27 protein-coding genes and 1 riboswitch are annotated in these 26,705 nt (G+C 60.1%); of the genes, 6 read left to right on the top strand and 21 right to left on the bottom strand.

Features of this window, described 5'->3' with window-relative positions; translation table 11 throughout:
- Nucleotides 1–54: 54 nt before the first annotated feature.
- The 6 genes from PY311_RS03945 to PY311_RS03920 all read right to left on the bottom strand — a co-directional run bounded on the left by PY311_RS03945 (nucleotide 55) and on the right by PY311_RS03920 (nucleotide 5,013).
- Entirely contained in the window at nucleotides 55–474 is a 420-nt protein-coding gene (locus PY311_RS03945) for a type II secretion system protein (RefSeq protein ID WP_286147376.1), read from the bottom strand.
- 70 nt (nucleotides 475–544) lie between these two features.
- Entirely contained in the window at nucleotides 545–1,759 is a 1,215-nt protein-coding gene (locus PY311_RS03940) for a type II secretion system F family protein (RefSeq protein WP_286147375.1), read from the bottom strand.
- A gap of 37 nt (nucleotides 1,760–1,796) precedes the next feature.
- The gene (locus PY311_RS03935; protein ID WP_286147374.1) at nucleotides 1,797–3,488 is read right to left on the bottom strand and encodes a GspE/PulE family protein; all 1,692 of its coding nucleotides are present in this window, start codon (nucleotides 3,486–3,488) and stop codon (nucleotides 1,797–1,799) included.
- Nucleotides 3,489–3,554: 66 nt separating this feature from the next.
- Nucleotides 3,555–3,646, bottom strand: a riboswitch (cyclic di-GMP riboswitch).
- A gap of 113 nt (nucleotides 3,647–3,759) precedes the next feature.
- Nucleotides 3,760–4,191: a 2-thiouracil desulfurase family protein gene (locus PY311_RS03930; RefSeq protein ID WP_286147373.1), complete on the bottom strand. Its 432-nt coding sequence runs from the start codon at nucleotides 4,189–4,191 to the stop codon at nucleotides 3,760–3,762.
- A gap of 1 nt (nucleotide 4,192) precedes the next feature.
- Entirely contained in the window at nucleotides 4,193–4,540 is a 348-nt protein-coding gene (locus PY311_RS03925) for a DUF3783 domain-containing protein (RefSeq protein WP_286147372.1), read from the bottom strand.
- Nucleotides 4,537–5,013: an NUDIX hydrolase gene (locus PY311_RS03920; RefSeq protein WP_286147371.1), complete on the bottom strand. Its 477-nt coding sequence runs from the start codon at nucleotides 5,011–5,013 to the stop codon at nucleotides 4,537–4,539. Before PY311_RS03920 ends, PY311_RS03925 begins: the two co-directional genes overlap by 4 nt.
- A gap of 134 nt (nucleotides 5,014–5,147) precedes the next feature.
- Between PY311_RS03920 and PY311_RS03915 the strand changes: the two genes are divergently transcribed.
- Entirely contained in the window at nucleotides 5,148–5,462 is a 315-nt protein-coding gene (locus PY311_RS03915) for an MGMT family protein (RefSeq protein ID WP_286147370.1), read from the top strand.
- 66 nt (nucleotides 5,463–5,528) lie between these two features.
- Here the strand turns inward: PY311_RS03915 and PY311_RS03910 are convergent, their stop codons facing one another.
- The 6 genes from PY311_RS03910 to PY311_RS03885 form a co-directional block, all read right to left on the bottom strand.
- Complete coding sequence (locus PY311_RS03910) at nucleotides 5,529–5,816, bottom strand: Dabb family protein (RefSeq protein WP_286147369.1); 288 nt, start codon at nucleotides 5,814–5,816, stop codon at nucleotides 5,529–5,531.
- A gap of 2 nt (nucleotides 5,817–5,818) precedes the next feature.
- A complete protein-coding gene (locus PY311_RS03905) occupies nucleotides 5,819–7,021 on the bottom strand; it encodes a pyridoxal phosphate-dependent aminotransferase (protein ID WP_286147368.1) in 1,203 nt (400 codons plus the stop codon).
- Between the two features lie 340 nt (nucleotides 7,022–7,361).
- Nucleotides 7,362–7,835 carry an S-ribosylhomocysteine lyase gene (locus PY311_RS03900; protein ID WP_286147367.1) on the bottom strand — a complete coding sequence of 158 codons (474 nt, stop codon included), beginning with the start codon at nucleotides 7,833–7,835 and terminating at the stop codon, nucleotides 7,362–7,364.
- A 1-nt stretch (nucleotide 7,836) separates the two neighbouring features.
- Nucleotides 7,837–8,520 carry a 5'-methylthioadenosine/S-adenosylhomocysteine nucleosidase gene (locus PY311_RS03895; protein ID WP_286147366.1) on the bottom strand — a complete coding sequence of 228 codons (684 nt, stop codon included), beginning with the start codon at nucleotides 8,518–8,520 and terminating at the stop codon, nucleotides 7,837–7,839.
- A gap of 70 nt (nucleotides 8,521–8,590) precedes the next feature.
- Complete coding sequence (locus tag PY311_RS03890; protein ID WP_286147365.1) at nucleotides 8,591–11,113, bottom strand: ATP-dependent helicase; 2,523 nt, start codon at nucleotides 11,111–11,113, stop codon at nucleotides 8,591–8,593.
- Nucleotides 11,106–11,264, bottom strand: a complete 159-nt coding sequence (locus PY311_RS03885; protein WP_286147364.1) for a hypothetical protein — start codon at nucleotides 11,262–11,264, stop codon at nucleotides 11,106–11,108. Before PY311_RS03885 ends, PY311_RS03890 begins: the two co-directional genes overlap by 8 nt.
- Nucleotides 11,265–11,330: 66 nt before the next feature.
- Here PY311_RS03885 and PY311_RS03880 point away from each other — a divergent pair, with 66 nt between their 5' ends.
- The 3 genes from PY311_RS03880 to PY311_RS03870 all read left to right on the top strand — a co-directional run bounded on the left by PY311_RS03880 (nucleotide 11,331) and on the right by PY311_RS03870 (nucleotide 15,637).
- Nucleotides 11,331–11,699, top strand: a complete 369-nt coding sequence (locus tag PY311_RS03880; RefSeq protein ID WP_286147363.1) for a BlaI/MecI/CopY family transcriptional regulator — start codon at nucleotides 11,331–11,333, stop codon at nucleotides 11,697–11,699.
- A complete protein-coding gene (locus PY311_RS03875; protein WP_286147362.1) occupies nucleotides 11,696–14,722 on the top strand; it encodes a M56 family metallopeptidase in 3,027 nt (1,008 codons plus the stop codon). Before PY311_RS03880 ends, PY311_RS03875 begins: the two co-directional genes overlap by 4 nt.
- A 111-nt stretch (nucleotides 14,723–14,833) precedes the next feature.
- Nucleotides 14,834–15,637: a polysaccharide deacetylase family protein gene (locus PY311_RS03870; protein WP_286147361.1), complete on the top strand. Its 804-nt coding sequence runs from the start codon at nucleotides 14,834–14,836 to the stop codon at nucleotides 15,635–15,637.
- 70 nt (nucleotides 15,638–15,707) lie between these two features.
- Here the strand turns inward: PY311_RS03870 and PY311_RS03865 are convergent, their stop codons facing one another.
- The 6 genes from PY311_RS03865 to PY311_RS03840 form a co-directional block, all read right to left on the bottom strand.
- Entirely contained in the window at nucleotides 15,708–17,105 is a 1,398-nt protein-coding gene (locus tag PY311_RS03865) for an NAD(P)/FAD-dependent oxidoreductase (RefSeq protein ID WP_286147360.1), read from the bottom strand.
- A 25-nt stretch (nucleotides 17,106–17,130) separates the two neighbouring features.
- Complete coding sequence (locus PY311_RS03860) at nucleotides 17,131–18,363, bottom strand: peptidase U32 family protein (RefSeq protein WP_286147359.1); 1,233 nt, start codon at nucleotides 18,361–18,363, stop codon at nucleotides 17,131–17,133.
- Complete coding sequence (gene mltG / locus PY311_RS03855; RefSeq protein WP_286147358.1) at nucleotides 18,353–19,519, bottom strand: endolytic transglycosylase MltG; 1,167 nt, start codon at nucleotides 19,517–19,519, stop codon at nucleotides 18,353–18,355. The genes PY311_RS03860 and mltG overlap by 11 nt, the downstream gene beginning before the upstream one ends.
- A 297-nt stretch (nucleotides 19,520–19,816) precedes the next feature.
- A complete protein-coding gene (locus tag PY311_RS03850; RefSeq protein WP_286147357.1) occupies nucleotides 19,817–20,482 on the bottom strand; it encodes a dTMP kinase in 666 nt (221 codons plus the stop codon).
- Entirely contained in the window at nucleotides 20,479–21,201 is a 723-nt protein-coding gene (locus PY311_RS03845; RefSeq protein WP_286147356.1) for a WecB/TagA/CpsF family glycosyltransferase, read from the bottom strand. The genes PY311_RS03850 and PY311_RS03845 overlap by 4 nt, the downstream gene beginning before the upstream one ends.
- A 207-nt stretch (nucleotides 21,202–21,408) precedes the next feature.
- Nucleotides 21,409–22,311, bottom strand: coding sequence for a DMT family transporter (locus tag PY311_RS03840; RefSeq protein ID WP_286147355.1), 903 nt, complete (start codon nucleotides 22,309–22,311; stop codon nucleotides 21,409–21,411).
- A 189-nt stretch (nucleotides 22,312–22,500) separates the two neighbouring features.
- Between PY311_RS03840 and PY311_RS03835 the strand changes: the two genes are divergently transcribed.
- Both PY311_RS03835 and PY311_RS03830 read left to right on the top strand, forming a co-directional pair.
- Entirely contained in the window at nucleotides 22,501–23,118 is a 618-nt protein-coding gene (locus PY311_RS03835) for a DNA-3-methyladenine glycosylase (RefSeq protein ID WP_286147354.1), read from the top strand.
- Between the two features lies 1 nt (nucleotide 23,119).
- Nucleotides 23,120–23,767: an HAD family hydrolase gene (locus tag PY311_RS03830; protein WP_286147353.1), complete on the top strand. Its 648-nt coding sequence runs from the start codon at nucleotides 23,120–23,122 to the stop codon at nucleotides 23,765–23,767.
- Between the two features lie 63 nt (nucleotides 23,768–23,830).
- Here PY311_RS03830 and proC read toward each other — a convergent pair whose 3' ends face one another.
- From proC to proB, 3 genes are read right to left on the bottom strand one after another with little or no spacing between them, the layout of a single operon-like run.
- Nucleotides 23,831–24,631 (bottom strand): pyrroline-5-carboxylate reductase, encoded by an 801-nt coding sequence (proC, locus tag PY311_RS03825; protein WP_286147352.1) that lies wholly within the window; start codon nucleotides 24,629–24,631, stop codon nucleotides 23,831–23,833.
- A 12-nt stretch (nucleotides 24,632–24,643) separates the two neighbouring features.
- Nucleotides 24,644–25,912, bottom strand: coding sequence for a glutamate-5-semialdehyde dehydrogenase (locus tag PY311_RS03820; protein ID WP_286147351.1), 1,269 nt, complete (start codon nucleotides 25,910–25,912; stop codon nucleotides 24,644–24,646).
- Nucleotides 25,909–26,688 carry a glutamate 5-kinase gene (gene proB / locus PY311_RS03815; protein ID WP_286147350.1) on the bottom strand — a complete coding sequence of 260 codons (780 nt, stop codon included), beginning with the start codon at nucleotides 26,686–26,688 and terminating at the stop codon, nucleotides 25,909–25,911. The genes PY311_RS03820 and proB overlap by 4 nt, the downstream gene beginning before the upstream one ends.
- Between the last annotated feature and the right edge of the window lie 17 nt (nucleotides 26,689–26,705).

Below are 26,705 nucleotides of genomic sequence, written 5' to 3'. Positions count from 1 at the left end.
GAGCTGTTCCGGCGGGAGCGGGTCGGTGCCCCCGCCGGAGAAATAGTACAAAAATCAGGTGCTCGGAGTAATGCTCTTAACCGTACCGTCGGCACCAATCACATAACTGATGGACTTATCCTTGCTCCAAGTAACTCCGCCGTCACCTACAGAAAACTTGCCGCCAATCGTAGCGGAGGTATCTGCATCTGAAGATTTTCCCTTAGTCATGTAAAGATTGCCATTTGTGGTATCAACACTCCCATCGGGATGCAGATACAGCGTCTCGTCAGCAGTACGAGTCTTGGTAATGGCTTCCAGCTGCGCGGCAGCATAGCCGGAACGGATGTTGGCAAGGTCAGTGCCGGCCTTGGCCTTATTCAATGCAGAGGTGAAGGTGGGAATTGCCACTGCCACCAGCACGGCGATGATAGCCACCACAATGAGCATTTCCATCAGGGTAAAGCCCTTTTTGTTGTTCAATTTCTTGAGCATAAATCTTTTCTCCTTTGTGTTTTTCTTTTTATATCGCCCTGCCCGGGTTGCAGGCAGGGAGGATACCGTATTACGCCATGGAACCGTACATACTGAACATTGGCAGATACACCGCCAGCAGCAGCACCATAACAATGACCGCAAGGCCGATGGTGATGACCGGCTCCAGCACCGCCAGCAGGCGGTTTGTGATGGTCTCCACCTCGCTGTTGAAATACTGGGCCACAACGTCCAGCGTGTCCACCAGCGTGCCGGAGCTTTCGCCCACGCCGATCATTTCCCGCAGCATGGGGGGAAACAGCTTCACCTCGCCCATGCCCTCGGCCACGGTGCGGCCCCGCTCCACGCTCTGCCGCACCTTACCGGCGGCCAGCGCGAACATATAATTGCCGGAGACCTCACCGGCCACCGACAGCGCCTTCGGCATCGGCAGACCGGCGGAAAGCATAGCGGACAGGGCGGCGGCAAACTGGCCGGAGGCGCTCATGGTCCGCAGCCGCCGCAGGGGCGAGCGGGTCAGTGCGTAGTTCGCCAGCACGATGCGGCCCCGCTCCGTGCGGCGGAAGCTGTAATAGCCGATGCCCGCCGCGGCCACCAGCAGCACCAGCACCCACCACCACTTGACAAAAAAGCCGCTGACAGCCATAAGGCCCTTGGTAATGGCGGGAATGTCCGAGCCAAGCTCGGCAAATGTATTCGTAAAGGCCGGAACGGCCTTTACCATCACGATGATGACAACGATAATCGCCGTGATGATGACCATAGCCGGATAGGTCATGGCGCTGACCACCTTGGCCCTGGCCGTGGAGGAGCGCTCATAGTAGCCCTGCAGCCGCTTCAGACACGCCTCCAGCGAGCCGGACTGCTCACCGGCCCGGACGGTCTCCACAAACGTGGCGGGAAAGCGCACCTCCCGGCTGCTTTCGAGGCTGTCCGCCATGGAGCGGCCCGCGCCCACCTCCTCCGCCGCCTTTTCCAGCGCGCGGCGGAGCTGCTTGTTCCGGGTCTGGGCGGCCACCATTTGCAGACACCGCAGCGCGGTCAGGCCCGAGGAGAGCAGAATGGAGAGCTGGGAACAGAGCATCGCCAGCTCCTTTTCCCTGATGCGGGTATTGACGGGGCGGGTAAGCGGATTGCCCTGTTTTTCCTTTACCGGCTCGATTTTGGTGATGAATGCGCAGCGGTCCCGCAGTTGGGACACCGCCTCAAATTCGTCATAAGCCCGAATGACGCCGGTGACCTTCGCCCCGTCAAGGCTCTGGCCCCGGTAGCGATAAGTGGTCATATCCGCTCCCTCCTTTCCCGGTTATGCTTTGGTTTCTTTAATCCTCCGCCGTGCTGGTAATAACGCGGGCGGCCTCCTCCACTGTGGTGATGCCGCTCAGCACCAGATGCTGGCAGCTCTCCCGCATGGTGACAAAGCCGTTTTCCCTTGCGGCGGCGGACAACTCCTCCGTCTCCGCGCCCCGGCCGATCAAATGCCCCAGCTTGCTGTTCACCACAAGGATTTCCAACGCCGCCCGGCGGCCGATGTAGCCGGTGTGATGGCACTCCGGACAGCCCTCGCCCCGGTAGAAGACGGTGCTGTCATCCTGCGGCAGACCGAGGGCCTCCAGCTCCTCAATAGGCGGCTTGTAGGCCCGCTTGCAGTGGGGACAGATCTTCCGCACCAATCGCTGGGAGATGACGCCCCGCAGCGCGCCGGAAATGAGCCACGGCTCCACGCCCATGTCCCGCAAACGGGTCACGGCGGAAATAGCGTCATTGGTATGCAGAGTGCTCAGCACCAGATGGCCGGTGATGGCGGCCCGGATGGCAATATGGGCGGTTTCGCTGTCGCGAATCTCGCCCACGGCGATGATGTCCGGGTCCTGACGCAAAATGGAGCGCAGGCCGCTGGCAAAGGTCATGCCGGTCTTTTCGTTGATCTGGCACTGGTTCACGCCGGGGATGTAATACTCCACCGGATCCTCCAGCGTCACGATGTTGACCTCCTCCCGGTCCAGGTCCTGCAGCATCACGCACATGGTGGTGGACTTACCGGAGCCGGTGGGGCCCACCAGCAGAATAACACCGCCGCTGTTTTTCAGCAATGCCTCGTATTTTTCAAGGTCACGGCCCTCAAAGCCGAGGCCGGTTTTGGTGAGGTTCTGGGAGGACTTGTCCAAAAGGCGCAGCACCAGCTTTTCGCCGTACACCGTGGGAATTGTGGAAATACGCAGGTCTATCACATGGCCCCGCACCTGCACGGTGGTGTGTCCGTCCTGCGGCACACGGCGCTCGGCAATGTCCATGCTGCCCATGATCTTCAGGCGGGAAACCACCATGTTCTTCAAATCGGCGGGAACGGTGAGCATCTGGTGCAGCAGACCGTCCACGCGCATCCGCACCACCATTTCCTCTGCCTGCGGCTCCAGATGGATGTCGCTGGCCCGCTCGTCAAAGGCCCGCTCGATGAGGGCGTTGACAAACTGGATGGTGGGGGCGGAGTTGCCCTCCTGCTGCTCCCGCGCGGCGGGCCGGGGCGCGGCATCAATGTCCACACCTACCTCGCGCTTCATTTCCTCCACGATTTTCGCCGTGCCCTCATTGCTGTAGAGCCGGCCGATGGCCTGCTCCACTGCCTTGCGGGTGGCAATCATGGGAATGACTCGCTTCCGGGAGGCGGCCTTGACCTCCTCCTGCGCCATGAAGTCCAGCGGGTCGCTCATGGCAAGGTACAGCGTATCCGCCGCCGCCCGCACCGGCACCACGCAGAAGCGCCGGGCGATGTTCTTCGGCACGAATTTCGCCAGCTCTATCGGAAGAGATACCTTCGTCAGGTCAATAAATTCAATGCCGAGCTGAATTTTCAGCGCGTCAATCAGCCTTTTCTCCGTAATGAAGCCATTTTGAATCAGTACATCGCCCAGACGCTGCTTTGTCCCCTTCTGCAGCTCCAACGCCTGCTCCAGCTGTTCCCGGGAGATGGCGCCGGTGCTGATCAGCAAGTCTCCCAAACGCATATAGGCCATATCCACACCCCCCAGAAAATACCGGCACATCGCAAAAAGACAGACTGCCGCTTTGCCTCAGAAAAAAGCTGCGGCCAGTCTGTCATGTGAACGGCTCCGTTCATTTAGACACTATAGCTTTGCGTCCCTGCCTTTCGGCAGGTATGCCGAATATATACACATATCAAACGGAAGTGTTTCCGTTTCTTAATAGTAGTTATTGTAAAACAAACTGTCCCTTCCGTCAAGCAAAAATCGTGAATTTGCGCCAAAAAATCCGCTTTTTCGCTTCTCAGTCCAAAAGCGCGGCCACATGGCTCTCCCCGTACACGGGAATGCCGTTTTTCCTCAGCAGCTCCGCCGTGACCCCATCCCCGGCGGTCAGGGTGCCGGAAAAACTGCCGTCATAGATTTCGCCGCAGCCACAGGAGGGGCTTCGCTCCTTCAAAATCGCCGCCTCGCAGCCCGTCAGGCGGCACAGCCGCAGCGCGGCCTCCGCGCCCCGGCGGTACTGCTCCGTCACATCCGCGCCGGTGTTCATCACCACACGGTCCCCCCGCCGCTCCGAGGGTGTCCGGGGCGTTGGCAGTCCGCCCAACTGCTCCGGGCACACCGGTACAAGGTCATGCCTGCCCGCCAGCGCCTCCGCCCACGGCTGGGGCTTGGCTTTTCCGTCATACCGGCAGGGGATTCCCAAAAGGCAGGCGGAAATCAGGATTTTCATTTTACCGTCCTCCCATGGTCCGGCGCTCCCGCTCCAGCTCCCGGTAAAGCCGTTCCGGCGTCCATGTGCGGTTATTCGGCGTCAGCACCGCCTTCAGACAAACGATACCCGCCTGCCGCAGCGACACCAGAAGGGCGTCCAGTTCCCGGTCCAGTCCGCAGAATACCAGCATTTTCCCTATCGGCACACTCGATGCCCCACCGGTTTTCCCTTGGGACAGCGCCTCCAGCGTCAGAGTGCAGCTCTCCCGGCCCACCGGCTGAAGCTCCGCGCCGCAGCGCTCTGCCGCCGCCGCAATTTTCATGATCTCGCCTAAATCCCGAAATCCGAACATCAAAATTTTCTTCATGCCTCAACCTCCAAGGGCTTTCCGTTCAGCACCGCCGACAGCAGCCGCTCCCCGTCATAGCACAGCTTCAGCGAGAAAAACGGCTCGTTGGAATCCAGCAGCCGCAGAAAAATGCGGTCTCCCGCCCACATGGGCAGCTTCCTCAGCTCCGCCTTGGGAATCCATTCCAGCTCCCCCTCGTCGCAGGGATGGGGCGTTCCCATCCAGCCGGTTGCCGTGAACAGGTGCATATATTCCGTGGGCCACTGCGTATTCACAAAGGTCACAAGGCCCCGGTAGCGGTACTCCGTCAGCGTCAGGCCCGTTTCCTCCCAACATTCCCGCACAAGGCAGTCCTCCGGGCTTTCCTTGTCCTCAAACTTTCCGCCGACGCCGATCCACTTATCCCGGTTGGCGTCCTGCTCCTTTTTTACGCGGTGGAGCATCAGATATGCTCCGCCCCGTTCCAGATAGCACAGCGTTGATTGCAGCATGAGCCCACATCCTTTCTTCCTTATTATATAGGAAAGCACCGAAAATGAAAAGGCCCAACCAACCATTTTGCCCTCCGTCTTGCGGTTTTGGCAGCGCTGTGGTATTATTGCCCTTGAAAACAGGAGGCTTGGCCATGAGCGGTTTTATTTTTCAGTGCTTTTATGACATCGTTTGCCATATCCCCGCCGGGACCGTGGCCACCTACGGACAGGTCGCGCGCCTTGCGGGGATGCCCCGCTGCGCCCGGACCGTAGGCTACGCCATGGCCGCCAACCGTGACCCCTCTGTTCCCTGTCATCGGGTGGTGGACCGCTTCGGCGGCACAAAATCCTGCTTTGACCTCTACGGCCCCGGCACTCAGCGGGCGCTGCTGGAGGCGGAGGGCGTTGTCTTTACCCCGGAGGGAACGGTAGACCTTGCCCGCTGCCAGTGGAATGGTCTCTTTTAAGCAAAAAAACACCGGCTGACAGGTGCGGCGCACGCCGTCTCCGTCAGTCGGTGTTTTCATATTACCTCAGTCCGGCAGCAGACAATCCACCGCCGCCCGGTCCGTCCGAATGGATTTGCACAGCGCGGAGACCGCCTTGTGCCGGGGATCGTTTTTGTAGCGCTCCAGCGCCTCCCGATTCTCAAACTCCGAAATGAGCACGGCGTCATAATCGCTGCCCTCCATGCCCCGGAGGACCCGGCAGCTCTTCAGCTCCGGAATCACGCCATAGAGGCCCTGAAGCCCCGTGAGAAACAGGTCCCGCTCCGCCTCGGTCCCCGGACGGAACTTCCACATTACGATATGCCGCAGCATTTTTACACGCCCCTTTTCCTGTTGTAGGCCGCGATGCCCCGGCCCAGCAGTTCAATGGCCCGGCGCAGATACTCGCAGTTATGGACATAGGCAATGCGAACCTCACAGCGGCCATCGTCCGGGTCGGCATAGAAGCCGCTGCCGGGGGCGTACATCACGGTCTCGCCGTTATCCTCAAATTCCTCCAGCAGAAAATACTGGAGCTTTTCCGCATCGTCCACCGGCAGCGTCACCATCATGTAGAACGCGCCGTCGGGAACATCGAACTTCACGCCGGGGAGCTTACCAAGCTCCTCCACCACGGTGTCCCGCCGCTTCTTGTATTCGTCCCGCACCGCCTTGAAGTAGTCCGGCGTCACAGAGCGGTACATGGCGGCGGCGCCCACCTGATCGATGGTGGCGCTGCAAAGACGTCCCTGACACAGCTTCAGCGCCTCGGCCATGAACTCCTTATTCCGGCAGATAATGGAGCCCACCCGCGCGCCGCAGGCGGAGAAGCGCTTGGAAACGGAGTCCACCAAAATCACACGGTCCTTCACATCCTCCAGCTCGCCGAAGGAGCCCATAGGCTCATCGTCATAGATGAACTCCCGGTACACCTCGTCCGCCACAAGGAACAAATCGTGCTCCTTTACGATGTCCGCGATGAGGCGCATTTCCTCCCGGGTGAGCACCACGCCGGTGGGGTTGCCGGGATTGGAAATCAAAATACCCCGGGTGTGGGCGTTGATGTGCGGCTCAATGAGGGAGCGCTCCGCGTAATGGTAGCCGTTTTCGGCGGAGGTGGGGATGGGATGAATTTTGCCGCCGGCCATGTAGGCAAAAGTATTGTAGTTAGCGTAATAGGGTTCCGGCACCAGCAGCTCGTCCCCCTCGTCCAGAATGCAGGCGAGGATGAACTCCAGCGCCTCGCCGCCGCCGGAGGTTGCCAGAATGTCATCCTTATCCAGCTTCACGCCCAGCTTTGCGTAATACGCCTGCACCGCCTCGATGTGTGCCGGCAGGCCGGGAGCGGGCGCATATTCCAGCGTTTCGGCCTTGAAATCACGGATCGCCTCGTAAAAGGCCTCCGGCGTTTTCACATCCGGCTGGCCGATATTCAGATGATAGATCATCCGGCCCTGTGCCGCCGCTGCCTCGGCGCAGGGATTAAACTTACGCACGGGGGACAACTGGCATTTCTGCACTTTACTGGAAAATCTCATGGGAAAACTCCTCCTTACAAGCTGAAAAGCTAAAATAAAATCGCCCCTGACAACTGTCAGGGGCGAAAAATATCCACGGTACCACCCTGATCTATCCCCGCTGCGCGCACGGCGGGAATATCTCATGTCATCTCGTAACGGGGATGAACCGTCCCGCTCCTCGCGGGCTGCTCCAAAGCGGCGCGCTGCCTTTCCTGCACTGAGGGCTTCCACTGTCCCCTCTCGCTTGCCGTGCGGTGTTAAGCAGCTGACTTTGTCATAGCCTTTATCGGTTTGAACCTATTATAGCGGCTTTGCGCCATTTGTCAACAACAATTTTCAGCAAATGCCGCTCCGGCGCTTATTTACCCTGCCAATCGTAGGACAGCCGCTCCACGGTCCAGTCCCGAATAAGCTCACTGTACCACCGGCAGACAGCCCGGCCGGTCTCCACGTCCAGATTGATGTAATTTCCGCATTCAATGGGGCTTTTTCCGGGCATTTCCCCCTCAAAGGCCGCCGCCTCGGCAAAGGCCTTTTTCATCAGCGCCACCGCGCCCTCCAACGTGAGCTTCCGCTCATCGAACAGGAAGAAAAATCCAGTCTGACAGCCCATGGGGCCAAAGTAGATCACGGCCTCTTTTGCCTCTCCGTTCCGCAGCGCTGTGGCCACCAGATGCTCCGTGGAGTGCAGCTCGCTGTTGGACAGCAGGTCCCCCATGTTGGGCTTTTTGAACCGCAGGTCAAGGGTCACGATGTCCCCGTCCCGGCGGGCAAGGTACATTCCCGGCTGCAGCCGGTTGTGGTCGATGGTAAAGCTGGCGATCTGTTCCATATCAGGCTTCCTCCTTCAGCTTTCGGGCCAGCGGCAGCACGATAGTGCCCATGTTTTCCAGTGCCTCGCCGAAATTGAAATATTCCTCCTGCTGGTTTTCGGAGAACAGGTGGTCGGAAATGGACTTCACCGCCACGAAGCGCACGCCGTTGCGAAGGCATACCTGCGCGATGGCGCCGCCCTCCTGCTCCGTCAGAACAGGACGGAACGTATCCCGGATGAACTCCGCCCGCTTACAGTTCACGGCAAACCAGTCGCCTGTGGCCACCCGACCCGTAACGGCGTGAATCCCCATGTCCGCCAGCAGCTTCACGCACCGCTCCGGCTCCCATGTGGGGAACTCCACCCGGTTTACCGTGGACACAAGGCCGATGGGGTCGCCGACTGCGGTGGTGTCCACATCATGCTGCACGAATTCCGACGCCACCACAAGGCTCCCGGTAGGCAGATCCGTCAGGCAGCCCGCCACGCCCGCGTTCAGAATAAGGTCCACGCCGTATTTCAGGCAGAGAATCTCCGCCGCCATAGCGGCGTTCACCTTGCTGACGCCCCCGGCGCAGGCGATAATGTCCGGCTCCACCCGGTAAAAGGGAACGCCGGATACCGTTTCAAAGGGCTCCATGTCCTTTGCCCCCGGCATGGCGTGAAATTCCGAGGGCATGGCAAATTGCAGTGCGATCTTCATATTGTTTCCTCCTGCCGCAGCATTGCGCCGCGTTCAAAATGTATTTTCAGCCGCTTGTCCCGATGGGCGCTTACAGCTTTTTCATATGTTTGCCGGCGGATTTGAGCATCAGTTTTTTCGTGCCGCTCTCAAAGGCCACCTCCGCCAGAGCGTCACCGCCCATAGGCTTTACCGACACCACGCTGCCCTTGCCGAAAGCGGTGTGCTCCACCTGATCTCCCGGATGAAGCTGCAGCAGCTCCACCGCCGGCGCGGCGGGTGCACTGCCCCGGCTGCTGGTGCGGAGGGTCTGGGGCGCGGGCTTTGCGCTTTTATAGGTATGCACGCCGCCGCTGACATAGCCCCCGGAGCGGCCCGTCCCGGCACTGCCGTAGCCCCCTGCGGAGCGTTGCGCGCCATAGCCGCCATAAGAGGAACTGCCCATCGTATCGTCCCAGCGGCTACCGCCGAAGCCCTCCTCGTTGGCCGCGCCGAAGCGAGGCTCCGGCTTGCTCTCCCAGTGCATATCCTCCTCGGGAATCTCCTCCAGGAACCGGCTGGCCTTATTGGCGCTGGTGCGGCCATAGAGCATTCTCTGCCGGGCGTTGGTCATGACCAGCTTTTCCCTTGCCCGGGTCATGGCCACGTAGCACAGCCGCCGCTCCTCCTCCAGTTCTTCCTCATCGTACATGGCGGAGGAGCCGGGGAAGATTCCCTCCTCCATGCCCACCACATACACCACCGGGAATTCCAGTCCCTTTGCGGAGTGAATGGTCATCATGGTCACGCAGTTATCGTCCGCCTCCACGCTGTCGAGGTCCGTGTAGAGGGCGATCTCATTCAGGAAGCCGGAAAGAGTAGCGTCCTCCGGGTCCTGCTCCAAAAAGCCGAGGATGTTGGACTTCAGCTCCTGCACGTTTTCAATGCGGCCCCGGCTCTCCATATCGTTTTTGTCCTCCAGCGCCTTGACATAGCCGGTCTGGTTCAAAACCTCATCGTAAAATTCCGGCAGAGCCAGCGTACCGCCTGCCTTTCTCAAATTGTCGATCAGGTCGGCAAACTTCACCAGCTTGGCAGAGGCCGTTTTCAGCGCCGGGAATAAATCGGCGTTCCGCACGATCTCGTAGAGGGACGCCCCCTGCTCCGCCGCCAGCTCCGCCACCTTGTCCATGGTGGTTGCGCCGATGCCCCGGGCCGGGGTATTGATGATGCGGCGCAGCCGCAGATCGTCCATAGGGTTATTCAGTACGCACAAATACGCCAGCATATCCTTGACCTCGGCGCGGTCAAAGAACTTCATGCCGCCCACCACCTTATAGGGGATGGCGTTGCGCTTCAGGGCATATTCCAGCGCGTTGGACTGTGCGTTCATGCGGTAGAGAATGGCGGTATCCCGGAACCTGCGCCCCCGGTTCACGCCCATGAGGATGTCCCCGGCCACGTAGTTGGCCTCGTCCCCCTCGTTGAAGTTTGTTTTCACCGTCACGGTGTCGCCGCTGCCGTTGTCCGTCCAGAGGGTCTTGCCCTTGCGTCCGGCGTTGTTTTTGATGACGGCGTTGGCGGCATCCAGAATGTGCTGGGTGGAGCGGTAATTCTGCTCCAGGCGGATGACCCGGGCATCCTTGTACTGCTTTTCAAAATTCAGGATATTCTCGATATTGGCCCCCCGGAAGCGGTAGATGGACTGATCGTCATCGCCCACCACGCAGAGGTTCCGACAGCCCCCCGCCAGCAGGCCTGTGAGCAGATACTGCAAATGGTTTGTGTCCTGATACTCGTCCACCAGCACGTAGCGGAACTTTTTCTGGTAATAGTCCAGCACCTCCGGCTCCTTTTGCAGCAGCGTTACAGTGTGGTAGATGATGTCATCAAAGTCCAGCGCGTTGGCCGTGCTGAGTTTTTGCTGATAGGCGGCGTAAATTTTGGCGATGCGGGTCATGCGCCAGTCATTGGCGGCCTCCGCCTTTTTACGGAACACCTCCGGCCCCTCGTAGCGGTCCTTGGAGGCGCTGATGGCCGAGAGCACACTGCGGATGGGGAACGTTTTCTCGTCCAGATTCTGCTCCTTGAGAATGTCTTTCACCACCCGCTTGGCATCGTCGGTATCGTAAATGGTGAAATCCTTGTCGAAGCCGATGCGGTCAATGTCCCGCCGCAGGATGCGGACGCAGGCGGAGTGGAACGTGGAGGCCCAGACATCGTTGGCGGCAGGCCCCAGCCGGGCCGCCAGACGCTCCTTCAGCTCCCCCGCCGCCTTGTTGGTAAACGTGATGGCAATGATCTCCCATGGGCGGGGCACAGCCACGGCGCAAAGCCGGTGGGCCCGCTCCACCTCCGCCTCGCTGGGCCGCTCCGGGAACTGCTCCAAAAACGCGAGGTCCTCCTCCGTGGCCCAATCCGGCACCTCGTCGCTGTCGCTGCCCCGGCCATAGGTCAAAAGGTTGTAAACCCGCTGGATGAGCACGGTGGTCTTACCGCTGCCGGCGCCTGCCAGCAGCAGCAGCGGCCCCTCCGTGGTCATGGCCCCCTGCCGCTGCATGGGGTTCAGCCGGGCCAGATCCCGGGTGATGACCGCCTTTCTGGCCACCGCGTAGCGTTGTTCAAAATCAGTCATGGCGTTCTCCTCTGATGTTTTTCATTCGGCTATTTATTTTACGGCAAATTTCGCTTTCGGTCAACGGTGGCAGAGCAAAAGTTTTGCCATGGGCCGCCAAAATATTTCCGTTTCCGGCTGTTTCTTTTTGTAACCAAATTTTGGTTGACATTTGTCTACCTTTCTGCTACGCTGGGGCCACAGAAGGTAGACAACCGTATACCAAGCGAGGTGCGCTATGAAAATTGATCTTTCCAACAGCGAATGGAAGCTGATGAACCGCCTGTGGCAGAACGCCCCTATGACCATAACGGAGCTGACCGCCGCACTGCGGGAGGACACCGGCTGGTCGAAAAACACCGTCATCACCATGCTCTCCCGGCTGGAGGGCAAGAACGCTGTCCGGCACGAGGAGGGCCGGCGGGCCAAGCTGTATTTCCCCGCCGTAGTCCGGGAGGACGCCATCGAGGCGGAAGCGGAAACGTTTCTGGATAAGGTGGGCGGCCTCGGCCTGCTCATGAGCGCCATGGTGGAGAAAAACGCCCTGACAGAGCACGATATTGCGGAGCTGTCCGCCATTTTGGAGAAAGCGGGTGGAAAAACATGAAGGAAATTCTGCTGACCTCATCGGTTCTCATTCTATCGCTGCTGCTTTTGCGGCGGTTGTTCCGAAAAGCCATCTCCCGCCGGGTGCAGTACGCCCTGTGGGGACTGGTGGCGCTGCGGCTGCTGGTGCCGGTCAGTTTGCCCGCCATGGAGCACAACGTCCTGACCGCAGCGGAGCCGGTGACAGAGCGAATCACCGCCCCGGCGCTGTACACCACCCCCTACCGGGAGACCATTGTCTACGCCCCGCAGGGCGCGCTCCAGACGCCCGGCCCCTATCAGCCGTTTCGAATCGACAGCGCCTCAGCCGACAACATCGTAACGTATACTGACGGGAAAAACGTGGTCCACGCCGTTGAATACAAAAAGCAGCTCCCTCTTGGGCCGCTGCTCCTGGGTGTCTGGTACGCCGGAATGGCGGTGATGGCCGCATGGTTCCTGCTGGCAAATCTCCGCTTTGCACGAAGGCTCCGCCGGAACCGGACGCCCTACCCTGCGGAGGACTGCCGTTACCCGGTGTATCTTGCAGAGGGGCTGCCCTCCCCCTGCCTGTTCGGGCTGCTTCGCCCCGCCGTTTACCTGACCCCCGCCGCCGTGGAATCCCCGGAGACCCTGCGGCACGTTCTGGCTCACGAAACCACCCATGCCCGCCATTTGGACCCGCTGTGGAGCCTGCTGCGATGCGTGTGTCTTGTGGTCTACTGGTTCGACCCTCTGGTGTGGATCGCCGCCATCGTCTCCCGGCGGGACTGCGAGCTGGCCTGTGACGAGGGCGCGCTGCGGCGGCTGGGCGAGGCGGAGCGCCTCCCCTACGGCCAAACGCTGCTGCGGCTCATTCCCGTGGCCCGCCGCCCGGGAAATCCCATGCTCTCCGCCACCACCATGACCGCCGGAAAGCACGCCCTGAAGGAGCGCATCACCCGCATTGCAGAAAACCGCCGCACTGTGGGCGCGGCGCTGCTGGCGGCGGTCACGGCCGCTGCGCTGCTCTGCGCCGCGACCTTTACCGGTGCAAAGACGCCCGATGCCCTCGCTGGCCGCGATCCGGCGGCGGAGCCGGTTCTGACCCCTGCGGAGCTGAACACCTATACCGAGGTTTTCAATTCCAAGGATATGTGGACGGACGCCAGTGGGAACACCTGTGTTTTCAGTCCCGCCGCATTTTTGCTCTCCGTCTATGACCGGCCCGAGGACGTTGACCTCTTTCAGCTTTTCTATAACGGCGCCAACGGATATTCTCCCGCTCAGGAGACGCCGCAGGCCGAGCGTCAGGCTGTGGCGGACGCCTATTTTGACGGTGAGGACTGGCAGGTGGACCTCACCCGAACCACCACAAAGCAGGCGGATGATATTCTTGAGAAGTGGATGGGTCTGACGCTGGCGCAGACGAACAAGGTCTCGCTGGAGGACCTTCAGTACCTCCCGGACTATGACGCCTATTACCACTACCACGGGGACACCAATATTCCCCACTCCGTCCGCTTTTACGCCGGGGAGCGAAGCGAGGAAACAGATGTCCTCTATTACCAGCTCCCAAGCTACGTGCTGGACCCTGCCAGCAATTCCACGGCGGACGCCTGGGCCTGCGTCACGGTAGAGCCTCAGTCGGACGGGGGCTTCCATATCCGCTCCAACAAGCCCTGTGACCGCCCCGACGCACTGCTGGAGCCGCAGCCCATCTCCGGTGACGAGCTGGCCTTTTTCAACGAGGAATTTTTCAATGTAGCTTCCACGGATTCAAGTGCCGACGAGATCACCAAGCTCCACAACCAGTTCCTCTCCTGCCTGTATGCGCGCCCGGAGGAGATCGACCTCTTTTCCCTGCTCTATAACGGCGCCGGCAGAAACGATAAGATGACAGAGGGCGAGCGGCAGCAGGTAGCCCTGCTGGATGCCAATGGGCAGGAAATCTGTCCCACGCTGAAAATGTCCACTGCCTCCATTGACGCTTTTCTGCTGGAAACCACCGGCCTGACGCTGGCGCAGACCAACCGCGTAGGTTTAGATGACTTCAAATATCTCCCGCAGTATGACGCATACTATCTTTCCAGGGGCGATACGAATTACCGCTCTGTCACCTTTACCGGCGGTGTGCGGGAGGGCATTTATGTCCGCCTCTACTGGAAGGACTTCTATTACGGCGGCAGAACCGACGAATGCGTCACCCTGCTGGACCGGGGCAACGGCAATTACTGGTTCGTGTCCCACCTGCTGGTAGACGGGGAACCGGCCGACACCCTTGCCTATCCGAAGGGTGAGCCGGAGCTGATGGTCCCGCTGGGGGATATCGCCCCCTATGAGCCACAGAGAGTAGCGACCCGCCGTGTCGATTACACGGATAGCACCGGCGACCGGGGCAGAGCCATTTCGGTGGACACCATCGATATCGACAGCGACAGCTTTACAGTCTGTCCCTATCTTTCCAAGGATGGCCATGTCCACGCTGTCCTCCTGCGGGACTCCGAGACTCAAGGGGCTTCGCCAGCCATGTGGGAGGGAGACGAATTTTTCGTATTCCCATATGACAGCAGCATCAAAAATGATCTGGACGCTGTCCGTCTTTCCTACTATTACGATCTGTTGGGTCACAGCGGCTTCTCCATGACCTACTTTGATTATCTGAACGGTGATTCGGAGCAGGAGGTTGTCTCCGTGACCGACTATTACTATCTGGACCCTGATGGCACGCCCTATCTGCTGGCCCGCGCCATGGGCGATGACCCGCAGATCGTCGATTTGGACGGTGACGGGAGCAATGAGCTGTGCGCGGCCTCTCCGTACAGCGCCCAACTGTTCTTCCGCCGGGAGGGTCGGCTCTACGCGGCGGACGTCAGGGCGCTGATGCAGTCCGCTTGGCCCGAAATAGGCCCATGGGACGCGGCAGCGTGGGACTTCAACCACCGCCGCCTGACCGTTTCCGGCGCCGTCAATGAAGCGGGCGCCGCCTCTTTCACCCGCTATGTCTATTTCGACGGAAGCGCCCTCCAAATCTACACGCCGGAGCAGGCTGACACCGCCTCCTGACGCATTTGTTCATCCCCAGTTCATAATTTTTCGGCAGGGCTGTGCTATGCTGATCAAAATATCCGCCGCCCGCCTGAGTGCGGGCGGCGGCCCCGAAAGGAAGGATTCTCTATGAAACAGCTTCTCCGCCGCTTCGGCGTTCCTTTCACCATGCTGATTTTCTGTGCGCTGCTCTGCGTTTATATTTACCGCCTGCCGAAGGCTGTCCGTGAGCCGCTGCCGGTGCTGATGTATCACCATCTGGTAGAGGACGGGCAGGACTGCAATGACATGACGGTGACCCCCTCCAAGCTCCGCTCCGATTTAGAGACCATTTTAGCCCTTGGCTACACGCCGGTGCTGCCCCGGGAACTGGCAGCGGGCGGCCCGCTGCCGGAAAAGCCCATTCTCATCACCTTTGATGACGGCTACCGCAGCAACTATAAGCTCCTCTACCCCATTTTGCAGAAATACAACGTCAAGGCCTGCATTTCCATCATCGTCCTCATGCCGGACCTCCCGGCGGACAATTTCTGCTTCTGGTCGGAGCTTCAGGAGATGACGGACTCCGGGCTGGTGGAGATCGGCTCCCACAGCTATCGGCTCCACAATTTAGGCGAGGATTCGGGCAATTATGACGCCCAGGGCGCCAACGGCGTGGAGCGCCGCGCAGGCGAGTCCGACGCGGATTTCAAGGCCCGGGTGCTGGATGACATTCAGCTCAGCCATGACCGCATTGTGGAAAAGCTGGGCGGCGTCACCTGCTTTGCCTATCCCTTCGGCTGCTCCGACCCGGACGCAAAGGCGCTGGTGGACGCGCTGTTTCCGGTATCGCTGATGACAACGCCCCGATGCGCCGACCTTGCGGACGGTCTTCATGACCTGCCCCGGTACACCGTCACCATGAAAACGGACCTTACAAAGCTCCTGAAATAAAAAGCATCGGCTGAAGCGCTCGCTTCAGCCGGTGCTTTTTCTATCGCAGTGTTGAAAGCCCCACGGTGCTTCAGCCCTCCTCGGCAATTTTGCGGCCCATGAGCACACCCATGACGGAGGCCATCATCAGTCCCCGGGTCCAGCCGGAGCTGTCGCCCAGACAGTGAAGGCCCTGCAGACTGGTATTGAAATCCGTGTCCATCTTCACCCGGTTGGAATAGAACTTCAGCTCCGGGGAATACAGCAGCGTTTCGTAGGCCGCAAAGCCCGGCACCACATAGTCCATGGCCTGAATGAAGTTGATGATGTTGATCATGGCCCGGTAGGGCATGGCGGCGGTGATGTCGCCGGCCACGGCGTCCGGCAGGGTGGGCCGGATATTTGACTGGGCCAGCTCCTTCTGCCATGTCCGCTTCCCGTCCAGAATATCGCCGAAGCGCTGGACCAGAATTTGTCCGTTTGCCAGCATGTTGGTCAGCTCGCCCACCTTCTGAGCGTAGGCAATGGGCTGGTTAAAGGGCACGGAGAAGTTGTGGGAGCAGAGAATAGAGAGGTTCGTGTTGTCGCTCTTTTTCTCCTTGTAGGAGTGTCCGTTCACCACGGCCAGATTGTTATCGTAATTCTCCTGACTGACAAAGCCGCCGGGGTTCTGGCAGAACGTGCGAACCTTGTTCTTAAAGGGCCGGGGATAGCCCACCAGCTTAGATTCGTAGAGCACCCGGTTCACGGTCTCCATGACCTCGTTGCGGACCTCCACGCGAACGCCGATGTCCACAGTACCGGGGGCGTGAGCGATGTTGTGCTCCGCGCAGAGCTTTTCCAGCCAGTCCGCGCCCCGGCGGCCGGTGGCCACCACGGTGTGCTTGGCGTAAATTTCCAAATCGACCTTGCCGTTGGACACGGAAACGCCCCGGCAGACGTCCTGCTCCAAAATCAGGTTGCTGCACTCATAGCCGAAGTACATCTCCACGCCGTTTTCCTGCAGATACTTCTCAATGGCATAGTAAATACCCTGCGCCTTTTCCGTACCCATGTGGCGGATAGGGCAGTCCACCAGCTTCAAGCCTGCCTGAATGGCGTGCTTGCGGATCTCCTTGCGCTCCTCGTCATTACCGAGACCCTCAATGTGCGCGTCCGCACCGAAATCCAGATAGATCTGGTCTGCATAGTTGATGGTCTCCTGGGCCAGTTCCGGCGTGATGAGAGTCGGCAGGTCGCCGCCCACCTCGTAGCTCAGGGACAGCTTACCGTCCGAGAAAGCGCCCGCGCCGGAAAAGCCGGTGGTGATGTGGCAGTACGGCTTGCAGTTCACGCACTTTTTCGTCTTGTCCTTGGGGCAGTGGCGGTTCTCCACCGCCTGCCCCTTTTCCACCATGATGATTTTCTGATGGCTTCCCTTTTTAATCATTTCAAGGGCGGTAAAAATACCGGCAGGGCCGGCGCCGATGATGACAACATCTGCGTTCATAGCGTTTCCCCTTCTCTTTCCGAATTTATTTTGCCGACAGCTCCACCTGATGCCGCACCAGTGTCATGGGGGGCACATGGCAGGGCAGCTTGAGCTTCAAAAGCATCTGCGGGTTCCGGGGCTCCTCCACCACCGTGCCACTCTCGTCCCGCATTTCCGGAACGGTCACGGAAAACGGCCGCAGATCGGGGCCTACCAGCTCCACGGTGTCCCCGGTGCGGAATTTGTTCCGCAAAGAGATCACGGCGTTGCCCGCCGCGTCGCACTCCGTTACCAGCGCCACCACCTGCCACTCCCGGATGTAGCGGGAGTTTTCATAATACTGGCCGGGGTAGCCGTAATAAAAGCCGGTGGAATAGGGCCGGTGGCTCACATGCTCCACCTCGTCCCGCCACACCGGGTCGATGGGGCGGCCCGCGGCGGCATCATCCAAGCAGTGCCGGTACGCGCCGGTGACAACAGCGGCATAGTAGGCTGACTTGGCCCGTCCCTCGATCTTCAGACTGGAAAGGCCCACGTCCAGCAGATCGTCCAGATGGTCGATCATACACATATCCCGGGAATTTAAGATGTAACTGCCCTTTTCATCCTCCTCAATGGGGAAATATTCGCCGGGGCGCTTTTCCTCCATCAAGGCATAGTGATAGCGGCAGGGCTGGGCACAGGCGCCGCGGCTGGCGTCCCGCCCCGTCATATAATTGCTCAGCAGGCACCGCCCGGAATAGCTGACACACATGGCGCCGTGTACGAAGGCTTCGATCTCCAGCTCTGGGGGTGTCTTTTCCCGGATGGTGCGAATCTCCTCCAAACTCAGCTCCCGAGCCAAAATCACCCGGGAGGCACCCAAATCATACCAGGCGTTGGCGGTCACGAAATTAGAAATGCTGGCCTGTGTGGAAATGTGCCGCTGGCAGTGGGGCGCATATTTTCCCGCCAGCGTGAAAGCGCCCAAATCCGCCACAATCAGTGCGTCCACCCCGGCGTCATCCAGCCGTTCCAGATGCTCCGGCAGGCGGACGATCTCGTTCCCCCGGGGCATGGTGTTGATGGTGCAGTGGACCCGGACGCCATGGCCGTGGGCATAGGCCACGGCCTCCTTCAGCTCCTCCGGGGAAAAGTTTCCGGCAAAGGCCCGCATTCCGAAATCCGTACCGGCCAGATAGACAGCGTCCGCGCCGTAGAGCACGGACATTTTCAGCCGCTCCATATCCCCTGCCGGAGCCAGCAGCTCCGGCAGCTTTCTTTTTTTATCCGGCATACTCACTGCTCCCCACAAAGGCGTTGTGTTCTGCCAGCGTGGCAGAGAAGTGATGCTTTCCGTCCTTCCCCAGCGCATAGTAGTAATAGGCGGTGTCATTGGGGTTCATGGCCGCGCTCAGCGCCGTGCTGCCGGGGTTTGCAATGGGCGTGGGCGGCAGGCCCTTGTGGATATACAGGTTATAAGGCGTGTCCACCGCTTTGTCCGCGTTGGTAATGGTGCCGGTGTGGTCCGGCAGGCCGTACAGCAGCGCCGCGTCGATCTGCAATAGTCCCGCCGTTTCGCCGGGCTTTTGCAGACGGTTATAGATAACGGAGGCAATATCGGCCTGATCGCTGCCATCCGTCTCTTTTTCGATGAGAGACGCGATGATGACAACCTGTTTCATGCTGTAGCCCATGGCCTTGGCCTTGGACTCGCTGTAGGCGTCCTCATCGATATGCTCGGCAAAGGTGTCAATGAGCTTCCCCAGTGCGCTCTTGGCGTTGTGGTTCTTATAGAACTCATAGGTATCCGGGAACAGGTAGCCCTCCAGACGGGAAATGTCCTCGGATTTATTGTCGATGAAGCTGTAGTCATACGTGGCCGTTTTCGCGGCCTCTAACAGATTTTCCCCGGTGTTCACGCCCTTTTCCGCCAAAAGCCGGATGGTCTGCATCACCGTGTAGCCCTCCGGAATGGTGACGGTAACGGTCTCCGCCGTCATGTTGCCGGAGGCGTTGTGCATCCCGAGAATCAGCGCCCGGTAGTCCATTTCCGTGTTCAGCTCATACGTGCCGATGCCAATTTTCTTATCGGCGTGAGCAAGGCCCGCAAAGAGCTTGAAGAACCATTTGTACTTGATCAGCCCCGCGTCCTGCAGCTTATCCGCCACCGTTGCCACGGTGTCATCCGCCGTTACCTCGATCGTGGCGGTGGTCAGCGCGCCCCGGTTAAAGGCGCACAGGTCGGAGCCGAGCATCCAGCCCACGCCTGCCAGCAGCGCGGAGAGCACCAGCACGCATACAAGATATCCGCCCACAGCCAGCACGGGATTGCGCCGCCGACGGCGACGATGGCGGTACGTCTGCGGATGGTTCTCCTCTCTGTGGGCCGCAGCCTCCCGGACCTGCCGGGTATCCCAACTGGCGGTTTCGTCTTTTCGATAGTCGGACATGAGTTCCTCCTTGCGCGGCCGCCATTGCAAAGCGGCCAAAATTTCAAAAATCAGCTCTTTTTTCGGCGGTCAGGCCCGGTTCTGCGCCTGCGCCGCATAGAATAGTCTAAAACCGAGAGCGAGGTGGTAGCATCGTGTGCTGCAATGACAACAGCAATTCCTGTCTTTGGCTCATCCTCATCGTCATTTTGCTTTTCGTCTGCTGCGGAAACGGCAGCGGCTGCGGCAACAACTGCAGCTGCGGCAATTCCTGTTGCTGACGCTCCGGCGGGCACCTCCCGCCGCCATGGACAGGCCCTACAGCAGGGCCCGCACTCGCCGGTATACCTCATTATGGATATCCTCCGGCGTCCGGGGCGCGCCGTTTTCGGCGCAGTCGATGACCTGCCAGCCGCAGCGGCGCACAATGGCCCGGGCATTCTCCCGGCACGCCTTCAGATACGCCTCATCCTGCTCATGAATATCGGCATGTGTCCCGGCGGCCTGCTCCCGCTGCCGCAGCATTTTCTCCGTGATTTCCGTTGGCATATCCAGATACAGCACCAGATCCGGCTCTGGCAGTCCCAACAGCCGGTATTCCAAATCGAACAGCCAGTCCAAAAATGCCTCCCGCTCCCCCTCCGGCAGCTTGGACGCCTGATGCACCGCGTTGGAGGTGGTATAGCGGTCCGCGATCACCAGCCCGCCGCTTTCGTAAAATGCGCCCCAGTCCTGCTTATAGGAGGCATAGCGGTCCATGGAAAACATCAGTGACGCCGCATAAGCGTTCACATCGCCGGGATGGCGGCCCAGCTTCCCGTCCAGATACTCCTGCACCATAGCGGCAGAGGGCTTTCCGTACCGGGGAAAGTCGATATTTTTATAGGCAACGCCCTCACGCGTCAGCCGCTCGCACAGCAGCCGGGACTGCGTGGCCTTGCCGGAACCGTCCGTCCCCTCGAATACGATGAGCTTCCCTTTCATTTTCTGCTCCTTTTCTCCTGCCGCACATGGACGAGGAACAGCGGCAGGCGCAGCATCCGTCCGAGGCGCTTGGGCTCCTTACACAGCCGGTAGAACCACTCCAACCCATGATCGGACCAGAACTTCGGCGCCCGCTCCACGGTGCCGGCGAAGACATCCATGCTTCCGCCGAGGCCGCACAGCAGCCGCGCCCCGGTGGCGGGGCCGTTCTTTTCCATCCACAGCTCCTGCTTCGGCGCGCCAAGACACACGAACACGCAGTCCGCGCCGCTTTCCCGAATTGCTTCGACAACAGGCGCATCCTCTTTAAAGTATCCATCATGGGTCCCGGCAATTTTCAGTCCGGGATATTGGGCCTTCAGACGCGCTGCCGCCTGCTCCGCCACGCCGGGCTTTGCTCCCAGCAGATAAAGGGATTTCCCCCGCTCCGCCATTTTACCCATGAGCCCCATGGCAAATTCAATGCCGGGGGTCTTTTCCTTCAGGGGCGTTCCCAGCATGGCCGCGCCCTTGATGACGCCGATTCCGTCCGGCAGCACCAGCGCCGCGCCGTTGACCGCCCGCATGGCCTCCGGGTTTTCCCGGCAGACCTCCACGATCTCCGGGTTGGGCGTCACCACATAGTGACAGCCCGCCTCGTCCAGCAGCGCCGCGCCCCGGTCAATGGCCTCCCGCAGCGTCAAATTATCAAAGCCAACGCCCAATACGTTGATTCGCATACGCTCCACCTTTCATGCCGTCCATTGACAGGTGTCTATGCACCTGTCAACAGATGATACCGTACTCCCGAATGGCAGCCAGTACCATAGTAATACAGGATAAAGTATACCACACCGCCCCACCGTTTTTCAAGAGGGCAGCCCCCCTCTCCGCGCAGAAAAACAGCGAAGCCCTTCGGCTTCGCTGTCTAAAATGGTCCTTTGCGGTCACACCGCCGCCTTTTTCTTTTCCGGGAGCTGGGCCAGCACCACTGCCGCCAGCATTACCGCACAGCCGAAATACTCCCGGCCGCTGAGGCGGTCCCCCAAAATCACGGCGCCGGAGATGGCGGCAAACACGGATTCAAGACTCAGCAGCAGCGAGATGACCGCAGGGTCGGAATCCTTCTGCGCCATGATCTGAAGCGTGTAGGCAACGCCGCTGGACAAAATTCCCACATACAAAATCTGCCCCATGGCGCCCTGAATCCCCGCCCATGTGGGCGTCTCAAAGAGCAGCGTCCCTGCCAGCGAAAAAATGGTCATAAAGAAAAACTGGGCGCAGGAGAGCTCCACTCCGTCCACATATTTTGCAAAATGGTCCACAAAGAGAATCTGTCCCGTGAACACAAAGGCGCACAGCAGCACGCAGAGATCGCCGGAGGAAATGGTAAAGCTCTCCGTAACGCACAGGCAGTACAAGCCCACCACCGCCAGCGCCACGCTGAGCCAGATGGTGCGGGGCACCCGCTTTTTCATAAAAAGGCCGGCAATGGGTATCAGCACAATGTAAAGCGTTGTAATAAAGCTCGCCTTGCCGGAGGTAGTGGTCTCCAAGCCCTTTTGCTGAAGATAGGTGGCAAGGCCCATGGCAACGCCGCAGCAAAGGCCTCCCAGCAGCAGGTCCTTTTTCGACCGGGTGGTGCTGACGGGCTTGCCCTGCCGCCTGCGGACTGCCCGCAGAACCACGCACAGCACCAGCAAAAAAGCAAAGGCAATGACCGCCCGGGACGCGTTGAACGCAAAGGAGGGCACGGCCCCAGCCGCCATGCTCTGCGCCACAAAGGCCGTTCCCCAGATCAGCGCCGCCAAAACGGCGTAGGAGGACTGCCGCAGGGAATTGTGCTTCATAAAACTTGCTCCCCTTCAAAAGATATGATAAAATAAAAAAAATTTGATTGTTCGATTATAGTAAAAATCGGCCCGCTCCGCAAGGGGGCTGTCCTCACTTTTCTGCGGACTGCAAAAGCCGCCGGGGATTTTCCGCCGCTTTTGTGGATTTTTACAACATTTTTGCCGCTTTTTATTGGGAGATGCGCTATGGCAAAGCTGACCCGCGATTTTTTTGACCGGGACACTCTGACGGTGGCCCCTGCTCTGCTGGGAAAATATCTGGTGCGAAGCTATGGCGGCACGCTGCTGGCGGGCCGCATCACGGAGACGGAGGCGTACATCGGTCGGTGCGACAAGGCGTGCCACGCCTACAATTACCGCCGCACCGCCCGGACGGAAACGCTGTTTATGGCCCCCGGCCACGCCTATATCTATTTCATCTACGGGATGTACCACTGCCTGAACTTCGTCACGGAGCCGGAGGGCGAGCCTGCCGCCGTTTTGCTGCGGGCGCTGGAGGGCACGGCAGGGGGTGACGTCATGCGGCGTCTGCGCTATGGGGACGCCCCCATGAACGCTTACCGCCGGAAAAACTTTCTCAACGGCCCCGGCAAGATCTGCAAAGCGCTGGACCTCACCACGGCGCAGAACCGGCTGGACCTGACGGGGGACACGCTGTTCCTCTGCGATTCCCTTGCAGACATCGGCCTTGCGGAGCCGCCCCACGAACCGGAGCGGCTTTGCACCGGGCCGCGCATCGGTGTGGACTACGCGGAGGAGGCAAAGGATTTCCCATGGCGGTTCTGGCTTGAAAAGGAGCAATGATATGTATTTATTCGATATGGACGGTACGCTGATCGACTCCAACGGCGTATGGAAGGACGTGGACCGGGAATTTTTAGCCCGCCGGGGTCTGCCCTATACCCGCGCCTACTACGAGGGCGTGGCCCACACCATTTTCCCCCTTGCCGCCAAGTTCACCAAGGAATTCTGCCATCTCCCGGAAAGCGAGGAGGCCATCATGGCGGAGTGGATGGAGCTTGCCAAGGACGCCTACGCCCATGTGACGGTAAAGCCCGGTGTTCGGGCATTTTTGAAGCAGTGCCGCATGGAAAACCGCCGGATGGCGCTGGTGACCTCCAGCGTGCCGGTGCACTGCCGCACCGCCATGGAAAAGCTGGGGCTGATGAAATATTTCGAGTCCGTCACCTTCGCGCAGGAGCTTGGCCTCGAAAAAAAGGACAAGCAGCTCTGGCTCACCGTGGCCCGGCAACTTGGTGTGGAGCCGGAAAGCTGCACGCTGTTTGATGACAGCCTTGCCGCCTGCCGGGGCGCCCGCAGCGCAAAAATGCGGGTGGTGGGCGTTTACGATGACTTTTTCGCCGGAGACGAAAAGGAAATGCGCGCCTTCTGTGATGTCTATATCACCGGCTTTGAAGAGCTCCTGTGGAGGCCGGAGGCTCGTACCGTATAAAAGTACACAAAAAATCGCGGCACCGGAGATTTCCGGCGCCGCGATTTTTGTTGCTCCCGTTTTTCAGCCAAGTTCCTTCGTGCGCTTGCAGGCCGCCTCCACGGCGGCGATGCAGGCCCCCCGGAAACCACGGTCCTCCAGTGCCGCCACACCGGCAATGGTGCTGCCGCCGGGGCTGCACACCTCGTCCTTCAAAAGCTCCGGGTGCTTGCCGGACTGGAGCACCAGCGCCGCGCTGCCGCGAAGCATCTGCGCGGCGTAGCGGATAGCCTTGCTCCGGGGCAGGCCGCACTTCACGCCTCCGTCCGCCAGCGCCTCGATAAAGAGATACGCATAGGCCGGCCCGCAGCCGGACACGGCGCTGGCCGCATCAATGAGGTGCTCCGGCAGCTCGTCCAGCTCGCCCGCCGCGCGCATCAGTCCCCGGAAGGCGTCCAGCTCCTCCCCGCTTACGCGGTCATTGGCGGCGTAGAGAATCAGTCCCTCCTCCACGGTACAGGGGGTGTTGGGCATGATGCGGATGATTTTCTTGTCCGCACCCAGAAGGTCTGCCAGTCTTTCCAGCGTGACCCCCGCCAGCATGGAGACAAGCACCGCCTCTGAGGACGCCACCGCCTCTGTCAGCCCCGCCAAAACACCGCTCACCGCCTGCGGCTTTACGCCGAGGAAAACGAACCGGCTGTTTGCCAGAATGTTTTCCGCCGTTTCCGGGCGGCAGTCCAGCCGAGCCGCCGTGCTTGCAGTGTGCTCCGGAGTGGAACAGGTCACGGCGACCCGCGCTCCGCCAACCTGCTTAACAGCGGCCACCGCCAGTGCGCCGCCCATATTGCCTGCGCCGATAAAACCGGCCTCATAGCTTGCCATGTTGCTCTCTCCTTATCTGATCTGTCCGCTGCCGCGGATAATATACTTATAGGTACTCAGCTCATCCAGCCCCATAGGGCCCCGGGCGTGGAGCTTCTGTGTGGAAATCCCCATCTCGCAGCCGAGACCGAACTCCCCTCCGTCCGTAAAGCGGGTGGAGGCGTTGACATATACCGCCGCGCTGTCCGTCCCGTTGACAAAGCGTTCCGCGTTTTCCTCGTTTTCCGTAATGATGGCCTCGCTGTGGTGGGTGGAGTGCTTCAGGATGTGGGCCACCGCCTCGTCCACGCTGTCCACCACCTTCACCGCTAAAATGTAGTCCAGAAATTCCGTGTCGAAATCCATGGGCCCCGCCGGCGTTCCGGGGATGATGGCCGCCGCCCGTTCATCCAGCCGCAGCTCCACCGGCGCAGGGCTTGACACCTGTGCAGACACCTGCACACTCCCTGTCAGAGCCGCGTGCAGCATCGGCAAAAACCGTTCCGCCACGGCACTGTGCACCAGACACACCTCCTCAGCGTTGCACACGGAGGGGCGGCTGGTCTTGGCATTGACAATGATCTTCAAGGCCATGTCCAAATCGGCGTATTCGTCCACATATACATGGCAGATACCGGTACCGGTCTGGATGCAGGGCACCGTGGCGTGCTCCACGCAGGCCCGAATCAGCCCCGCGCCGCCACGGGGAATCAGCAGATCCACCAGACCGTCCGCTGTCATGAGGACGTTGGCACTTTCATGGCTGGTGTCCTCTAAAATATTCACGATATCCGGGTTCGCACCAGCCTGCCGGATGCCCCGCTTCAGGGCCGCCACAATGGCCGTGGAGGTTCGGATGGCCTCCCGCCCACTGCGGAGCACGCAGACATTGCCGCTTTTGACGCACAGCGCCGCCGCATCGGAGGTCACGTTGGGGCGGCTCTCGTAAATAATGGCCACCAGCCCCAGCGGCACCTGCTTTTTGTAAATGGTCATGCCGTTGGCATGGTGAAATTCCGACAGGATGCGCCCCACATGGTCCGGCAGCGCGGCTGCCGCCCGGATGCCCGCCGCCATGGCGGCAATGCGGCCCTCGTCCAGCCGCAGACGGTCCAGCATCACATCGGAAATATGTCCCCGGGCGTCCGCCATGTCCGCCCGATTCTGCTCTAAGATCGCAGCGCTGTCCGCCTCAAGGCACGCCGCCATTTCGGTGAGGATTCGGTTCCGGGCGTCTGTGTCCGTATCCCGGAGGCTTCCCCACGCCGCCTTTGTTTTTTCAATCAGCTCCAGCGTTGTCATGTATTTGCCCTCCCTGTCAAAAAGCGGGTGCCTACCGGCTTACCCGCCGCAATATCGTACAGCAGCTCCGGGGCCTGCCCGTTGGCGATGACCATTTCACAGCCCGCCGCCGTGGCAATCTGCGCCGCGTGGAGCTTGGTGGCCATGCCGCCGGTCCCCAGCGCGGAGCCGGCCCCGCCGCCAAGGCGCAGAATATCCTCCGTCAGCTCCGGCACCACGGAAATGAGCTTGGCGTCCGGGTTTTTATGGGGGTCGCTGTCATACAGTCCGTCAATGTCCGACAGCAGAATCAGCAGCTCCGCCCGGACAGTGGCCGCCACCGTGGCGGAGAGGGTGTCGTTGTCCCCGATGACGATTTCATCCGTGGAGATGGTATCGTTTTCATTGATGACCGGCAGCGCCCCCAAATCCAGCAGCCGTTCCAGTGTATTATGGAAATTTTCCTTGCGGACACCGCCCTCGGCGATGTCCGGCGCGGTGATGAGCAACTGGGCCACCGTATGATTGTATTCGGTGAACAGCTTGTCATAGAAATACATCAGCTCGCACTGGCCGATGGCAGCCGCCGCCTGCTTCGTAGGCATATCCGCCGGACGCCCCGGCAGGTTCAGCTTGCCGACGCCCATGGCAATAGCGCCGGAGGAAACTAAAATCACCTCATGGCCCGCGTTTTTCAGATCGCTTAAAACCTTGCACAGCCGCTCCATCCGCTGAATGTTCTGCCGCCCCGTGGGGTGGGCCAGCGTGGAGGTGCCGACCTTGACTACGATTCGCATTGCATTTTCCTCTTTTC

This window comes from Neopoerus faecalis, from assembly GCF_029218125.1.
Taxonomy (GTDB): Bacteria; Bacillota; Clostridia; order Oscillospirales; family Oscillospiraceae; genus Oscillibacter; species Oscillibacter faecalis_A.
Note: the sequence above shows the minus strand (reverse complement) of the source record. Positions and strands in the feature narration are given on the sequence as shown.

Bases quoted from the DNA above. Each gene is read 5' to 3' on its own strand.
- PY311_RS03945 (WP_286147376.1), bottom strand. From the start codon at position 474: ATGCTCAAGAAATTGAACAACAAAAAGGGCTTTACCCTGATGGAAATG.
- PY311_RS03940 (WP_286147375.1), bottom strand. From the start codon at position 1,759: ATGACCACTTATCGCTACCGGGGCCAGAGCCTTGACGGGGCGAAGGTC.
- PY311_RS03935 (WP_286147374.1), bottom strand. From the start codon at position 3,488: ATGGCCTATATGCGTTTGGGAGACTTGCTGATCAGCACCGGCGCCATC.
- PY311_RS03930 (WP_286147373.1), bottom strand. From the start codon at position 4,191: ATGAAAATCCTGATTTCCGCCTGCCTTTTGGGAATCCCCTGCCGGTAT.
- PY311_RS03925 (WP_286147372.1), bottom strand. From the start codon at position 4,540: ATGAAGAAAATTTTGATGTTCGGATTTCGGGATTTAGGCGAGATCATG.
- PY311_RS03920 (WP_286147371.1), bottom strand. From the start codon at position 5,013: ATGCTGCAATCAACGCTGTGCTATCTGGAACGGGGCGGAGCATATCTG.
- PY311_RS03915 (WP_286147370.1), top strand. From the start codon at position 5,148: ATGAGCGGTTTTATTTTTCAGTGCTTTTATGACATCGTTTGCCATATC.
- PY311_RS03910 (WP_286147369.1), bottom strand. From the start codon at position 5,816: ATGCTGCGGCATATCGTAATGTGGAAGTTCCGTCCGGGGACCGAGGCG.
- PY311_RS03905 (WP_286147368.1), bottom strand. From the start codon at position 7,021: ATGAGATTTTCCAGTAAAGTGCAGAAATGCCAGTTGTCCCCCGTGCGT.
- PY311_RS03900 (WP_286147367.1), bottom strand. From the start codon at position 7,835: ATGGAACAGATCGCCAGCTTTACCATCGACCACAACCGGCTGCAGCCG.
- PY311_RS03895 (WP_286147366.1), bottom strand. From the start codon at position 8,520: ATGAAGATCGCACTGCAATTTGCCATGCCCTCGGAATTTCACGCCATG.
- PY311_RS03890 (WP_286147365.1), bottom strand. From the start codon at position 11,113: ATGACTGATTTTGAACAACGCTACGCGGTGGCCAGAAAGGCGGTCATC.
- PY311_RS03885 (WP_286147364.1), bottom strand. From the start codon at position 11,264: ATGTCAACCAAAATTTGGTTACAAAAAGAAACAGCCGGAAACGGAAAT.
- PY311_RS03880 (WP_286147363.1), top strand. From the start codon at position 11,331: ATGAAAATTGATCTTTCCAACAGCGAATGGAAGCTGATGAACCGCCTG.
- PY311_RS03875 (WP_286147362.1), top strand. From the start codon at position 11,696: ATGAAGGAAATTCTGCTGACCTCATCGGTTCTCATTCTATCGCTGCTG.
- PY311_RS03870 (WP_286147361.1), top strand. From the start codon at position 14,834: ATGAAACAGCTTCTCCGCCGCTTCGGCGTTCCTTTCACCATGCTGATT.
- PY311_RS03865 (WP_286147360.1), bottom strand. From the start codon at position 17,105: ATGAACGCAGATGTTGTCATCATCGGCGCCGGCCCTGCCGGTATTTTT.
- PY311_RS03860 (WP_286147359.1), bottom strand. From the start codon at position 18,363: ATGCCGGATAAAAAAAGAAAGCTGCCGGAGCTGCTGGCTCCGGCAGGG.
- mltG (WP_286147358.1), bottom strand. From the start codon at position 19,519: ATGTCCGACTATCGAAAAGACGAAACCGCCAGTTGGGATACCCGGCAG.
- PY311_RS03850 (WP_286147357.1), bottom strand. From the start codon at position 20,482: ATGAAAGGGAAGCTCATCGTATTCGAGGGGACGGACGGTTCCGGCAAG.
- PY311_RS03845 (WP_286147356.1), bottom strand. From the start codon at position 21,201: ATGCGAATCAACGTATTGGGCGTTGGCTTTGATAATTTGACGCTGCGG.
- PY311_RS03840 (WP_286147355.1), bottom strand. From the start codon at position 22,311: ATGAAGCACAATTCCCTGCGGCAGTCCTCCTACGCCGTTTTGGCGGCG.
- PY311_RS03835 (WP_286147354.1), top strand. From the start codon at position 22,501: ATGGCAAAGCTGACCCGCGATTTTTTTGACCGGGACACTCTGACGGTG.
- PY311_RS03830 (WP_286147353.1), top strand. From the start codon at position 23,120: ATGTATTTATTCGATATGGACGGTACGCTGATCGACTCCAACGGCGTA.
- proC (WP_286147352.1), bottom strand. From the start codon at position 24,631: ATGGCAAGCTATGAGGCCGGTTTTATCGGCGCAGGCAATATGGGCGGC.
- PY311_RS03820 (WP_286147351.1), bottom strand. From the start codon at position 25,912: ATGACAACGCTGGAGCTGATTGAAAAAACAAAGGCGGCGTGGGGAAGC.
- proB (WP_286147350.1), bottom strand. From the start codon at position 26,688: ATGCGAATCGTAGTCAAGGTCGGCACCTCCACGCTGGCCCACCCCACG.